This is a genomic window from Desulfovibrio intestinivivus, from assembly GCF_053570665.1.
The window spans coordinates 192872-206316 of record NZ_JBRBQT010000001.1; the positions used below are offsets into that span (position 1 = coordinate 192872).

11 protein-coding genes and 1 tRNA gene are annotated in these 13445 nt (G+C 58.0%); 8 read left to right on the plus strand and 4 right to left on the minus strand.

Annotated features, from left to right (window positions below):
• Positions 1 to 87: 87 nt before the first annotated feature.
• The 4 genes from ACUZ9P_RS00860 to ACUZ9P_RS00875 form a co-directional block, all read right to left on the minus strand.
• On the minus strand, positions 88 to 1494 hold the full coding sequence (locus ACUZ9P_RS00860) for a phosphomannomutase (RefSeq protein WP_449248272.1): 1407 nt from the start codon (positions 1492 to 1494) through the stop codon (positions 88 to 90).
• 236 nt (positions 1495 to 1730) lie between these two features.
• A tRNA-Ala gene (locus ACUZ9P_RS00865) sits at positions 1731 to 1806 on the minus strand.
• Between the two features lie 99 nt (positions 1807 to 1905).
• The gene (locus tag ACUZ9P_RS00870; protein WP_449248273.1) at positions 1906 to 3567 is read right to left on the minus strand and encodes a glycosyltransferase family protein; all 1662 of its coding nucleotides are present in this window, start codon (positions 3565 to 3567) and stop codon (positions 1906 to 1908) included.
• Positions 3568 to 3822: 255 nt separating this feature from the next.
• Entirely contained in the window at positions 3823 to 4359 is a 537-nt protein-coding gene (locus ACUZ9P_RS00875) for a superoxide dismutase family protein (RefSeq protein WP_449248274.1), read from the minus strand.
• 181 nt (positions 4360 to 4540) lie between these two features.
• On the opposite strand from ACUZ9P_RS00875, the gene ACUZ9P_RS00880 reads away from it, so the two are divergent.
• The 8 genes from ACUZ9P_RS00880 to ACUZ9P_RS00915 all read left to right on the plus strand — a co-directional run bounded on the left by ACUZ9P_RS00880 (position 4541) and on the right by ACUZ9P_RS00915 (position 13414).
• Positions 4541 to 5221, plus strand: a complete 681-nt coding sequence (locus tag ACUZ9P_RS00880) for an RlmE family RNA methyltransferase (RefSeq protein WP_449248275.1) — start codon at positions 4541 to 4543, stop codon at positions 5219 to 5221.
• A 30-nt stretch (positions 5222 to 5251) separates the two neighbouring features.
• The gene (locus ACUZ9P_RS00885) at positions 5252 to 5989 is read left to right on the plus strand and encodes a YebC/PmpR family DNA-binding transcriptional regulator (RefSeq protein ID WP_298994801.1); all 738 of its coding nucleotides are present in this window, start codon (positions 5252 to 5254) and stop codon (positions 5987 to 5989) included.
• 376 nt (positions 5990 to 6365) lie between these two features.
• Positions 6366 to 7181 (plus strand): ABC transporter ATP-binding protein, encoded by an 816-nt coding sequence (locus ACUZ9P_RS00890; RefSeq protein WP_449248276.1) that lies wholly within the window; start codon positions 6366 to 6368, stop codon positions 7179 to 7181.
• 145 nt (positions 7182 to 7326) lie between these two features.
• Positions 7327 to 7779 (plus strand): outer membrane lipid asymmetry maintenance protein MlaD, encoded by a 453-nt coding sequence (gene mlaD, locus ACUZ9P_RS00895; protein ID WP_022659649.1) that lies wholly within the window; start codon positions 7327 to 7329, stop codon positions 7777 to 7779.
• 2 nt (positions 7780 to 7781) lie between these two features.
• On the plus strand, positions 7782 to 8426 hold the full coding sequence (locus tag ACUZ9P_RS00900) for a Tgt2/MlaC family protein (protein WP_298994803.1): 645 nt from the start codon (positions 7782 to 7784) through the stop codon (positions 8424 to 8426).
• On the plus strand, positions 8416 to 9261 hold the full coding sequence (locus ACUZ9P_RS00905) for an MlaA family lipoprotein (RefSeq protein ID WP_298994804.1): 846 nt from the start codon (positions 8416 to 8418) through the stop codon (positions 9259 to 9261). Before ACUZ9P_RS00900 ends, ACUZ9P_RS00905 begins: the two co-directional genes overlap by 11 nt.
• Positions 9262 to 10249: 988 nt before the next feature.
• A complete protein-coding gene (locus ACUZ9P_RS00910) occupies positions 10250 to 11239 on the plus strand; it encodes an ABC transporter ATP-binding protein (protein WP_449248277.1) in 990 nt (329 codons plus the stop codon).
• A gap of 417 nt (positions 11240 to 11656) precedes the next feature.
• Complete coding sequence (locus tag ACUZ9P_RS00915) at positions 11657 to 13414, plus strand: methyl-accepting chemotaxis protein (RefSeq protein WP_449248278.1); 1758 nt, start codon at positions 11657 to 11659, stop codon at positions 13412 to 13414.
• Positions 13415 to 13445 lie beyond the last annotated feature (31 nt).

Consider the following 13445-nt stretch of genomic DNA (forward strand, 5'->3'; position numbering starts at 1 on the left):
TCATCCCCCGCCCTCAAACAAGCGCCTCGCGACCTTGCATATCTGGCATTGCTCCAACCGTAAGCGGCAGAGCCTCTCACGAGTTCCTCAGGCAGGTACGGCCCCGCCCTGCTCTTTCAGAAACCGCAGTATCTCAGCCGTTTTTTCTTCCATCAGCGCAGGATTCCCCCTGCTCTCCACATTCAGGCGCAGCAGGGGTTCGGTATTGGACATGCGCAAATTGAAACGCCAATCGGCAAATTCCAGATTAACGCCGTCCATGCTGTCTTCGTGCAGAGCCGAAGCCGCATAACGATCCCTCACCTGCCGCATGAGAGCGGGGGCATCCTGCACACGGCGGTTGATTTCACCACTGCACGGATAGGCCTCCATGCGTTCTGCCACCAGCGCGGCCAGGGGCTTGCCCGTGCGGTGCAGCAACGAGGCCACCAGCAGCCAGGGCAGCATGCCCGAATCGCAGTAGGCAAAATCGCGAAAATAGTGATGCGCGCTCATCTCGCCGCCATACACGGCATCTTCGGCGCGCATGCGTTCCTTCATGAAGGCGTGTCCGGTCTTGCCCATGACGGGCTGCCCGCCTGCGGCCTGCACCACCTCTCGGGTGTTCCAGTACACTCTGGTGTCGTGCACCACCTTGCCGCCAGGCACACGCAGCAGCAGCTCCCGCGCCAGCAGGCCTATACAGTAGTAACCTTCAATAAAATTGCCGTCCGCGTCATAAAAAAAGCAGCGGTCAAAATCGCCGTCCCAGGCAACGCCCATGTCCGCGCCAGATTCGCGCACGGCAGCGGCTGTTGCCGCACGGCGCTCCGGCAGCAGGGGGTTGGGCACGCCATCGGGAAAAGTTCCGTCCGGCTGCATCTGTCGGCAGACAAATTCAAAGGGCAACGAGGCCATCAGATCGTTCAGCACTAGTCCGGCGCAGCCATTACCTGCATCAGCCACAATCTTCAGGGGCTTGCGTCCAGCAATTGGTGCAAGCTGCGCTGCACCGCTGTATTCCAGCAGCCAGGCCACATAGTCAGCACGGAACGAGGCATGGTGCAGAGGGGAGACTTCAAGGCACTCGGCAGAGTCGCCGTTTTCGGCAAGAATGGCCTCCACGCGGTCGCGCAGGGCAAACAGGCCGGAATCGCCGCTGATGGGTATGGCCCCGCCGCGCACCAGCTTGAAGCCATTTTCGTCCGCCGGATTGTGGCTGCCCGTAATCATGACGCCCGCGCCAAAGGGTTGGTTGGCGGCGGCATAATAGATTTCTTCCGTGCCGCACATGCCGATGTCCGTTACCTGCGCCCCGGCCTCACGCAAACCAAAGGCCAGCGCATCACGCAGTTCGGGGCCGGAAAGCCGGGCATCACGGCCAATCACAATGCTTTTTGCGCCCAGTATTTCAACAACGGCCCTGCCCAGTGCGCGCGCCAGCGGCGCATTGAGAACACCCGGCACACGGCCCCGGATATCGTAGGCTTTGAAGCATGAAAGTGAATTGCCCATGACGTCCCTCTTCTGAATTATATTGATGCATTGCCCTTCTCATTCCAGACCAAGAGAACAATGCATACCTTTTATCCAACTTGCAGCCCGATTGCCAATGTATTTTGACGCATACAGGCTCCGTACGGAATCTGACCGCCGTGCATACAAAACCTCAAAGTCCGCACAGCAGCCTTTACGGACATGTAACGCATAAAAAAAGGGGCCACGGTATTATCCGTAACCCCTTGATATTGTGGTGGAGAAGAAGGGATTTGAACCCTCGACCCCCGCCTTGCGAAGGCGATGCTCTCCCAGCTGAGCTACTTCCCCACAATGGAAAGCTTAACGCAGGAAATGAGCAATAGGCAAAACCGCACGACTTGTCAAGCCTTTCTCCTGTTCAGCTGTGCATCCAGCCTCCGCCGCCTGTCAGGCAAAAGTTTCGATAATCTGCTGGATACGTTGCTCATAGCCGTGCTGCGCGCGCAGATGCTCGCGCCATGCCCGCCGCAGAGCATACGCAGCTTGCGGATGCGCCCGAAACCATGCGCGCTTGACCATAAAGTCGCTCGGTCCGCGCAATGTCATGGGTTCGGTCAATTCCGCAGGGAAGATTTCCAATCCAGATGTGGCATCACTGAGCAGCAATCCGCCGCTGGCCCAAACGTCAAAATGGCGCTGGCTCAGGCTCTGCGGCAACAGGAGGCTCGTTACGTTCAGCACGGCTTCTGCCCGCGCGTACACTTCGGGCAGTGCCGTATAGTAATCCACTGGCGGCAGTATTTCCGTGCCAGGCAGCAGAGCTTTCCAGCCGTCATCGCCGATGACGCGCAGCCCGCCCTTGCCAGCCCCTGCGGCTAAAAGCCAGCGTTTTCTGTTGGCCTGCGCGCAACGCTCGGCCCCGAGGCCCGGACGGCGCACATCATAGCCAGGCCACAGCCTGCCCCCCAGTTTGTCGTGCCACCAGAAAAAATGCGGCGCATTCTGCGGCCCAGTGCTGGCCTCAAGCAGCGCTGCGGCCTCAGCCTCCAAAGCTTGCGGCACACTGGCCGCAGCAAAAAAGCGCTCTTTTTCAGGAAAGGTGGAACGCCCCACAAACAGGGGCGGCTCCATAGTAATGGATGACGGAGCAAAGCTCGGCAGATCGCGCCACATATGTGGTGCAACAGCCAGGGGCAGATGAAAAACCCGGCCCGCGCCATATGCTCTAAGGCCGTCCGCAAAGCTGACATCCGTCACAAAAATATGGGCATCCCGCCACCAGGGCAGCCGCACACCAGACAAAATATGCCAGGGATTGTCCACAAACCACAGGGCAACGGGAATCCCAAGGGCCCGGCAAAGCTCAAAAACGCGCCCGTCAGCATCCAGCCCGCGCATGTTGACCGAGAGCAGAAATGCAGGTTTGCCTCCTCGCAAAAGGACGCGCCAGCGGGCCAAAAAATCATCTTCACGGGACGCCTGCTTTCCGCTCATGTCAGATACAGGCTGTGGATGGGCATCCACCACCGGTCCGAAACCGCACCCGGCGAGAGCCGTGCGTAATTCCTGATGCAGCAACTGCCCATCGTTGCCCGGCAGCAGAACTGCCCCGCGCGCGCCTGCCCCAACTCTAGGGAAGCCTCCCCTGCCCGCTGCCGTCATGGGCCCACTCTGCGTAGCAGATGCAGGAAGGGCGAGGGTCGCATCCACGCGGCCCAGCAACGGCCCCCAAAAATCAGGATCAAGCCGTAAGGCGGGCGTGTAAAAGCAGCAAAGGCACTGCCCGGCCAGAGCCGCTGCCTGCTCTGCGGTGACCGCGCGCCAGCTGGCGGGCAACGGCTCGCGTGGCAAAAGCCCGGCCTCCAGCCTCCATACCTCCATGGCGCGGGCCACAAGTGGGGATTCCAGCCAGTATACGGCGGGAGCATTTGCAATCAGGGGCAAAACCTGCGGCAGGTTTGCTCCTGATTCTGGCCCCAGCCCGAGCAGCAGCACGGCATCGCCCTCTCCCCGGCAGGTCCAGGCTTCCGGGCCATCGGGCAGGCTCACGGCCCGGCCCGCAAAATCCAGCAGGCGAACCCGCTGCGGGCGTTTGTTTTGTTCGGCCATTTTCTTCTCCGCGAATACTGGCTCCTTGCGGAACTGTCCCATCAATAAAAAGCCCCGCTGCGGCAAGCAAGCGGGGCAGAATAATCCTAAGCTCCGCGCCGATTACGGCAGCCGGAGGTTCTCCCCTGTGGCTGGCATACTTTGCGCCGATAATGGCGCGCCATTGCCAGAACTGCAAGACCCACACAAGGGAATGCATGAACTATCCACGCAAGCAGGTAACTTTTCTGCCGCGTGAACGCAAAAAACATAATCCTACTTGATCACGCCGCAGGCGATACGCGCCCCGCCGCCGCCAAGGGGAGCTGGCTGGTCGGAATAGTTGTCGCCGCCGGCATGGATCATGAGCGAGCGGCCCTTGATGTCGGTTGTGGTCAGATCAGCCACATGCAACTTGGCCTTCACATTTTGCTGCGCATCTGCGGTTATAAGCGGCAGATCACCCTTGTGCCCATGCTTGCCGGGGCCTTCATGTTTGCCAGCGTGGGAGGGATCATAATGCCCCCCGGCGGCAAGACCGGCCACATTGACGCCATCCTTGGCAGCGGGCGCACACGAAGGATTTTCATGCACGTGCATGCCGTGGTCGCCCTGAGGGATACCGACGACATCAACCATAATATCCATGCCGCCCTTGCCGTCGTCCTCAAAAACAACAAAGCCGATGGCCTCGCCAACGCCTTCGCTGCTGATCTTGTTCACAGGAACTTTAACACTTTCCGCCCGTACCGTCTGCACTCCAAAGGCGAGCGCGCAACCCGCAAGACAAGCGGCCAACAAAATCCGTTTCATAGCCTCTCCTTACTGGTGATAGTGTGCGAGATCAAAGGTTCTGGAAACTTATTGAAAAAATATCCTGATAAATCCTGGAGGTCAACCTGTTCAGCAATTTTGCGCGGCTCATCACGAGGGGCTGCACTGCGCACTTGGCGAGCGCAAGAAAAAAGGGTATGGTCCCCTGCTGGAATTTACCATGAAAGAATATCGAGATCATTATTTTCTAAAGGCCAAGCGCGAGAACTATCCCGCCCGCTCGGTCTACAAGCTCAAGGAGCTGGACTCCAAGTTCCACCTGCTGCGCCTCGGCCAGCGGGTTCTCGACCTTGGCGCGGCCCCCGGCTCGTGGTCCATGGGTGCAGCGGAAAAGGTCGGCACGCGTGGACTTGTGCTTGCCTGCGACATTCAGAGCACCGAAACGGTGTTCCCGCCGCAGGTCACATTCATGCAGGAAGACGTGTTCAACCGCTCTGCCGAATTTGAAGCCAAGCTCAAGGAGCTGGGGCCTTTCGACGTTGTCATCAGCGACATGGCTCCGCGCACTACGGGCACGCGCTTTACGGATCAGGCCCGTTCTCTTGAGCTTACGGTTGAGGCATTGGATGTAGCCTGTCTGCACCTCAAAAAGGGCGGCAGCTTTGTGGTCAAAATTTTTATGGGGCCGGATATTCAGGAGCTGCTTGCACCTATGCGCAAAGCTTTTGATGCGGTCAAATCGTTCAAGCCCAAAAGCTCGCGGGCCGAAAGCAAGGAAACATTTTTTGTCGGCCTTGGTTTTCGTGGTCAGGCGGGCGCGGCCCCAACGGCGCACATGCCGGGCGAAACCGCCGGGGAAACTTCGCACGAAGTTGCCGACGACGCGCCGCCGGGTATATAAACATACTCTACATGAGGTTTCGGAGGTTTTATGTCAGGTCACAGTAAATGGGCCAATATCCAGCACCGTAAGGGTCGCCAGGACGCCAAGCGCGGCAAGATTTTCACCAAGGCCGCCAAAGAAATCATCATCGCAGCCAAGGGCGGCAGCGATCCTGTGGGCAACTCCCGTCTGCGCGCGGCCATAGCCGCCGCCAAGGCCGTCAATCTGCCCAAGGACAAGATTGAGGCAGCCATCCGCAAGGGTACGGGTGAAGACGCAGGCGGCGACCTGACAGAAACCTTCTACGAAGGCTACGGGCCCAGCGGCATCGCCATCATGGTGGAAGTTGCCACTGACAATAAAAACCGCACCGTGGCCGAAGTTCGTCACCTTTTTACCAAACATGGCGGCGCCATGGGTGAAAATGGCAGCGTGGGCTGGATGTTTGACCGCAAGGGCGTTATCGCCGTAGACAAGGCGGCCTACCCCGAAGACAAAATCATGGAAGCCGCTCTTGAAGCCGGCGCAGACGATGTCATCGATGATGAGGACGTGTGGACCATCCACACCGCCATGGCCGATTTCACCGCTGTGCGCGATGCGCTGGAAGCTGCCGGTATTGCCATGCAGGAAGCCGAACTGGCCATGATTCCGCAGAATCTTGTGGCTGTGAGCGCCGAAGTGGGCATGAAGGTGCTGCGCCTCATGGACGCGCTGGACGACAATGACGACGTTCAGAATGTCTATGCCAACGCGGACTTCCCCGACGATATGCCCACCGACTAACGCATTTTCACTTTGAGATGTCTGGCGGGGGAGAATCCCGTTTGTAAGACGGGTCACTCCCCCGCGCAGCCAGCCAAACTTCGCAAAATCACGCCGACCGCGCCCCCAGCGTTGCGCATCAACCGCACTTGTTCCTCCTGCCTCCCTGCGTTATACTGACAAAGCGCCACAAGGCCCGCAGGCCATCCACCTGCTGACGGCGCTCCTACATCAAGGCATTCTCACGTTGAAATACTTGCTTAAAAGCGAAACGAATTCGCCTGGCAAAATATTTTTTAGCGGGAGTTTTTACAAAAAAACGTGCAGAGCAGATGCATACTTTCAACGATAATCTGCTCCAACCGATAATCCATATCAGAGGCGACAGGCGGTATTCATGCAGGCATGGGACATTGAATTTCGGGCTCTTAGCGTGGGCTACGGCGAGCATGTGGTTCTGCGCGATGTCAATGCGGTGCTTCCGGGCGGCAAGGTTTCTGTAATTCTTGGCGGTTCCGGCTGCGGCAAATCCACCCTGCTGCGCCATATTATCGGCCTTTCGCGTCCGCAGGCTGGTCATGTGCTCATAGGCGGCAAAGATCTCTTTGCCCTGCCCCAAAAAGAATTTCGGCGCATGCGCCGCAACATGGGCGTGCTGTTTCAGGATGGCGCGCTGCTAGGCGCGCTGTCGCTGGTGCAAAACGTCACCCTGCCCCTCACAGAACATCTGAATCTTCCCAAAAAGCTTGTTCGCGAGGCGGGCCTGCGCGTACTGCGCATGGTGGGTCTTGAAGATTTTGCCGATTTTTATCCCAACCAGCTTTCTGGGGGCATGCGCAAACGCGCGGGCCTTGCGCGGGCCATTGTGGCCGAACCGCGCATTTTGCTGTGCGATGAGCCGACCTCCGGCCTTGACCCCATCACCGCCGCCCGCATGGACGAACTACTGCTTGCCATGCGTAGAGAATATACCGACATGTCGGTGATTGTGGTCAGCCACGATCTTGCCAGCCTGCGGGCCATTGCCGACCATGTTCTGGTGCTGGGCGAAGGCCGCGCGCTTTTTTCCGGCTCGCTGGCCGAGCTTGAAGCAAACAATGACCCGTATCTGCGGCAATTTTTGCTGCGCGAACCCGGCGACACGCAGGCCGCCATGGGCGAAGCGCCAGATCCGGCGGTGCGCCAGGCCCTTGACCGCTGGCTGGCATCATAAAAAATGCGCCGCCTGCATAATAAATTGCGATAACCAGGCGATTTACGATTACCTACTCAACAGTAGGGCTTGAAACTTTGTCATGGCGCACTTATACTGAGATTTGATCTTATTGCCGAATTATCTGTGGAGCTACCTGAACCTTATGAGTACTGTTCGTGAAACCGCTGTGGGCCTTTTTGTCCTGTTCGGCCTTGTATGCGTTGCTTACCTGACCATCAAGCTGGGCAAGATGGAAGTTTTCAACCAGCAGGGCTTTGAACTTTCTGCCAACTTTGATTCTGTTTCCGGCCTGCGGGTCGGGGCGGATATTGAAATGGCCGGGGTGCCGGTGGGCCGCGTGGTAAGCATTGGTCTTGACCCAGACCCGGTGCGCAATCAGGCAGTGGTACGCCTGCGGCTCGACAAAGACCTGAAACTTTCGGACGACAGCATCGCCTCCATCCGTACCAGTGGCCTCATTGGCGACAAATATGTCAGCCTTTCGCGCGGTGGTTCGGAGCATGTCCTTGCGGCTGGTGACACAATTACTGAAACGGAATCCGCCGTTGACCTCGGTTCCCTCATCGGCAAGTACGCCTTCGGAGGAGTCAAATAACAATGACCATTCATGCGATCACACGCCATATAGCCGCAGGCTTTCTGCTTGCGCTGCTGACAGTTGCGCTGTTGCCCGGCGCGGCCAGTGCGAGTTCTCCTGCGCAGCTGGCGCTGGAGACTTCCATCAGCCGCATCCTCAACTCCATCAAGAACCCCGACTACGTCAATCCTGCCACGCGCCGCCCGCTACGCCAGCAGATTGAAGATGAAGTCCTGCACATTTTTGATTTCAAAGAATTTTCTTCGCGCACGGTGGGGCCGCGCTGGGGCACATTCAGCCCGGCGCAGCAACAGCAGTTCAGCGATGCCTTTGCCGAACTGCTCCTGAATACCTACCTGAGCAAGATTGACGGCTACAATGGCGAGCAGGTCGTGTACACTGGCGAGGTTTCGTCCCCCAAGGGCGACCGCACCGAAGTGCGCACAATCATCACCATGAAGGACTCGAAGAAAGTCCCCGTTGCTTATCGCATGCTCCCCAAAAACGGATCATGGCTTGTTTATGACGTGCTGATTGAAAATATCAGCTTGGTCAAAAACTATCGCACCCAGTTTCAGGACATTCTGAACACCGGCAGCCCTGACCAGCTTATTGCCAGGGTCAAGGCCAAGGCGCAGGAGGTCCGGCAGGGCAATGGCCAGTAGCTACTCATCAACACTGCCGGGGCATCTCTATGTGCCCGGTTTTCTGCTGGCCGCACTGCTGTGCTTGTGGCATGCGCCAGCCAGTGCAGCCCCCAGTCAGGCGCCTGCCCCCTCCACTGTGTACGGCAAGTCGCCTCAGCTTCAGCCTGGGGCCATCACAGTAACGCCCTACGGAACCATGAGTGCAGACAATACCCTGGACGACTACGACAACGAGCCGATCCAGAGCATTTCTGACCCCATTGAACCGTGGAACAGGTTCTGGTTCCACTTCAACGACATTTTCTTTCTATACGTTGCCAAACCCACCTACACAGCATGGGAAACCGTCACGCCGCACCAGTTGCGGTCCGGGTTGAAAAATTTCTTTTCCAACCTTCTGTTCCCTGTGCGTTTTGTGAACAACATTCTGCAGTTCCGCTTTTTTGAAGCGGGGGTGGAATTTGGGCGGTTTGTCATCAACACCACTTCCAGCGCGGGCTTTGCCGATGTGGCAAAGGGACACAAAACCATTGTGCCCATTGATCCCACAGGCGAAGACTTTGGCCAGACTCTCGGCCGCTGGGGCCTTGGGCATGGTTTTTACATTGTCTGGCCCATCATTGGCCCAAGCTCCGTGCGCGACACTGTGGGCCGCGCTGGTGATCTGTTTGCCGACCCGCTTTTCTACCTGCAACCCACAGAACTGGGCCTTGGCGTTGGCGGCGGCCTGCGGTTCAACGCCCTTGGCGATGTGCTGCCTCTGTATGAAGACCTGAACACCGTGGCTGTCGATCCCTACATTGCCATGCGCGAGGCCTATGTGAACTTCCGCAAGGCGCAGGTGTTGCACTAGATATTGTCCTATAAGCCAGAATGAAGCCCCCGGCGGAAACGCATAGTTTTTGAGCCGGGGGCTTTTTACGTTTTGGGATATATTTTGGGCGTAGATGAGGCGCGTTTTCGGCCGATCTGTATGATACTATTTTTTTCTGCCCTTCGGGCGCAATTTTCCGCCTTCCGGCGGGGTTTGGGACGCCTGTGCGGCGCGCAGCAAGGCGGGGCCGGTTATGGGGCTACGCCCCCTTCTCGGCCCCCCTTGCATCCCCCCCCGAAGCACCCCCTTGAGTTTTCAGCTTCCACAAACCGGCGAGGGCAACGCGGCCATAGCTGCGGGAGCTTCCCTCGCTCGCTGCACTCGCTCAGGTGATCTCCCTCCGCGCCGCGTTTATGCCAGAGAACATTTCCGCTCCGAATGGAATTCCGCTTCAGCCAACTACCATTGATTTTATTGCTGCCAGAGAATGAGCCTTGTACCTTTTTAGTTGCTCTGAATATTCTGGCAGTACTACGCGTGGATAAATTCTGATAGCAAACAAAGACATGCACCACTTCGACAAGGTGCATGTGATAATGGCAAGTTTCATTCAGCCATGACCAAAGGAATACCTTACGAGTCAGAAAAATTTGTACTCCATCAGGAGCTGGTCGTTGCGTTGCCTTCCTTAAACTCGCCGGAGCGAATGCGAAGGTGATGGTTGGTGTTGGGCGAATTTGCAAAATACGCGTTTTGCGGTCTGAAAAGGAAGCGCCGGGATTTTGAGCGCAGCGTACTCACGTACGTGAGCATCAAAATTTCGGCGCTGACGCATTCAGGGCGTAAAAGTCGGGTTTGCGTAAATCAGCCTGACAGGCTCACCCACCCCGCAAAAAACCTCCCCCCTGCCTTTGCCTTTTCTTTCCCTGCCGCCCTGCCCGGCCTGCCTTCCATTACCTTGCCCTCTGCCTCAGCACCTCAGGGCACAAGGCTTTTTTTTGCCAGCACCTTCTGGTAGGCTCTGCCCATGAACAAGCCGTCCACCCAAGCCCCAAGCCCTCTGCTGCAACTGGAAAACCTCTCTGTGACCTTTGCAACCGCAGACGGCCCGCTGCCCGCCGTGCGCAGCATAAACCTCTGCCTGCATGAGGGTGAAACAGTTTGCCTCGTTGGTGAATCCGGCTGCGGTAAAAGCCTCACGGCCAAAGCCATTTTGCGGCTCACCCCGCCCAACGCGGTGCTTGAAGGGCGCATTCTGCTGCACGGTCAGAATCTGCTCGAGCTTTCAGAAAAAAAAATGCGCTCCGTGCGCGGTCGTCAGGTGGGCATGATCTTTCAGGAGCCCATGACCTCCCTCAACCCGGTGCTCAAAATTGGCGATCAGGTGGCAGAACCCTTGCGGCTGCATCAGGGCATGAGCCGCTCTGAAGCCCGCGAGGCTGCCGTAGAACTGCTGACAGAAGTGGGCATTCCCGCGCCGCAAAGCCGCTATGACGATTACCCGCACCAGCTCTCGGGCGGTATGCGCCAACGCGTCATGATTGCCATGGCATTGTCGTGCAAACCTGCCCTGCTACTGGCTGATGAACCCACCACAGCTCTGGATGCCACGATTCAGGGCCAGATTCTGCGCCTGCTGGCGGCCCGCTGCCGCGAGCGCTGCATGGCCGTGCTGCTGATTACCCACGATCTCGGCGTAGCCGCCCAGATGGCGGACACAGTGGGCGTCATGTATGCCGGGCGCCTGGTAGAATGCGCTCCAGCCCAGGAGCTGTTCGCCGACCCGCGCCACCCCTACACGCAGGGATTGCTGCACGCTGCGCCCAGCGCCCGTTCACGCGGCCTTGAGCGCCTGCCAACCATACCGGGCACGGTTCCATCCCTTGCCAACATGCCTGCGGGGTGTCCATTCCACCCCCGCTGCAAGTCAGCCCTTGCGCGTTGCGCCGCCGAAATGCCGCCCGCAGTGGCCAGCGGCGCGCACAGCACGGCCTGCTGGCTTGTCGGCCAGTCATAGCCGAGCACCCATGCGGGCAATCATCACGCTCAGCCATTGCAGCAGACCACCTTGCGCAGACATATTGCCTCTGCTATAAACTTATTTTCCAGTTCTCCGTAAATTCAGACAGTGGCTCTGTCCGGCTTGTTCCTGAAGCCGCGCCATGCCGCATCTGATTGCTCCCCCCATCGCGTTGCATCCCCCCTACTGGCAACGCTTGGCAATCGGACTTCTGAATTGCGGCGTATCCAAGCATTCCGCCAGACTGTCAGTTTCTGGGCCGCCCCCCTACGGCCCGCCAGAGCATTTCGTGGCGCGGATTTTCAGAATCCACGCGAACAGACAAACTTGTTCAATGTTCATCTGCTCTATGCTGTCAACAGCGCTGCCCGCGACAAGCGGGGCAGTTTCAGCTGAACGTGGAGGATGCCTCACATGAAACTAGGCGCAAAACTTGTGCTCTCTTTCGGCAGTCTTATTGCCGTCATTCTGGTGTCTTCTGCCATCACGATGCACAACGTGGGCGAAATGAACGGCAAGGTACGCGAGATTGACGAGGCATGGCTGCCTTCCGTCACCGCCATCCAGTCCATGAATGTGCAGCTCAATTCGCTCCGCGCCGATCTTGCGTCAATAATGTCGCAAACCTACGCCGACGAGATCCGCAAGTACGAAAAGAATCTTCAGGATTCCATGGACTCCATCCAGCGCGATCAGGCCGCCTATCTGCAACTACGCAACGCCACCCCCGGTATGGATAGTGAGCAAGGCAAGGCCCTTATGGCCCGCATTGGCGACCTTTCCCAGCAGGAAAGCAAAGCGCGCGAAGGCATCATCAAGGGTGTGCTGGACGGTCGGCGCGGCGTGGCAAACGTGGCCTTTGACAAAAAATACCGACCTGTTTTTCAGGAGCTTGGCGAGACCTATGGCGAAGTTGTGCGCATGAACGTCACGGGCAGCAAGGCCGCGGCCCAAAGCGCCACTGACGCAGGGCAAAAAACCCGCAACATGTCCATTGCCATCACTCTGGCTGCCGTTATCATCAGCATCTGCATTACCTGGATGCTCACGCGTTCTGTGGGGCGGCAACTGGGCAAAGACCCCGGCGAACTGGCCGTCATAGCCCGCCGGGTTGCCAACGGCGATTACGATATTGACGATGGCAGCGTCAAAACCGGCGTGTATGCAGATATGGTTTCCATGGCGCAGACGCTTAAAGAAAACATGGCAAAGGCGCACCAGGAATCGGAAAACGCCAGGCAAAGCGCCCAGCGGGCAGAAGAAGCCCTGCGGCAGGCGGAGGCAGCAAGCGTTGAAGCCCAGCGCAAAGCCGAAGCAATGAGCGCCGCTTCTGAGGGGCTTCAACAGGTTGCGCAGGTTGTGAGCGACGCTTCAACGCGACTGGCAGCGCACATTGAGCAGTCTGACAAGGGAGCATGCGAAACGTCGCTCAGGCTGACGGAGGCCGCCAGCGCCATTCAGCAGATGAACAAGACCGTGCTTCAGGTGGCGCAGAACGCCGCAGCCGCCAATGCCGCTTCGCTCGAAACGCGCCAAAAAGCCGAGCAAGGCGCTGAAATCGTCAAGCGCTCCCTGCACAGCATCAGCGAGGTGCACCATGTTTCGCTGGCGACCAAGAACGATATGGCGCAGCTCCGGGAACATACGCAAAACATCAACCGCATCATGAACGTTATTTCAGATATTGCCGACCAGACCAACCTGCTTGCCCTTAATGCCGCTATTGAAGCTGCCCGCGCGGGCGATGCCGGGCGCGGTTTTGCCGTGGTAGCTGATGAGGTGCGCAAACTGGCGGAAAAAACAATGGCTTCCACACATGACGTGGCCAACGCCATCACGGCCATTCAGGACAGTGCAGCAAAAAGCATGGATTCTGTGGATAACGTTGCCCTTCAGATTGAGCAGGCCAATGACTTTGCCCAACAATCCGGGCAGGCGCTGACAGATATAGTTGTGATGGTGGAATCCACCTCTGATCAGGTTACCGCCATCTCTTCGGCCAGCGAGGGGCAGTCCGCCGCCAGTGACCAGGTCACAAGCGTTATTGACCAAATCAACGGCATGTCCCGGCAAACAGCCTCTGCCATGCGTGCAGCCACAGAAGCAGTGGAAGACCTGGCGGCCCAAGCCAACGGGCTTTCGGGCCTTATTGCGCAGATGCGCGCCCAGTAATTTTTTTTCAGGGTATTCACGGTTTGTTGCA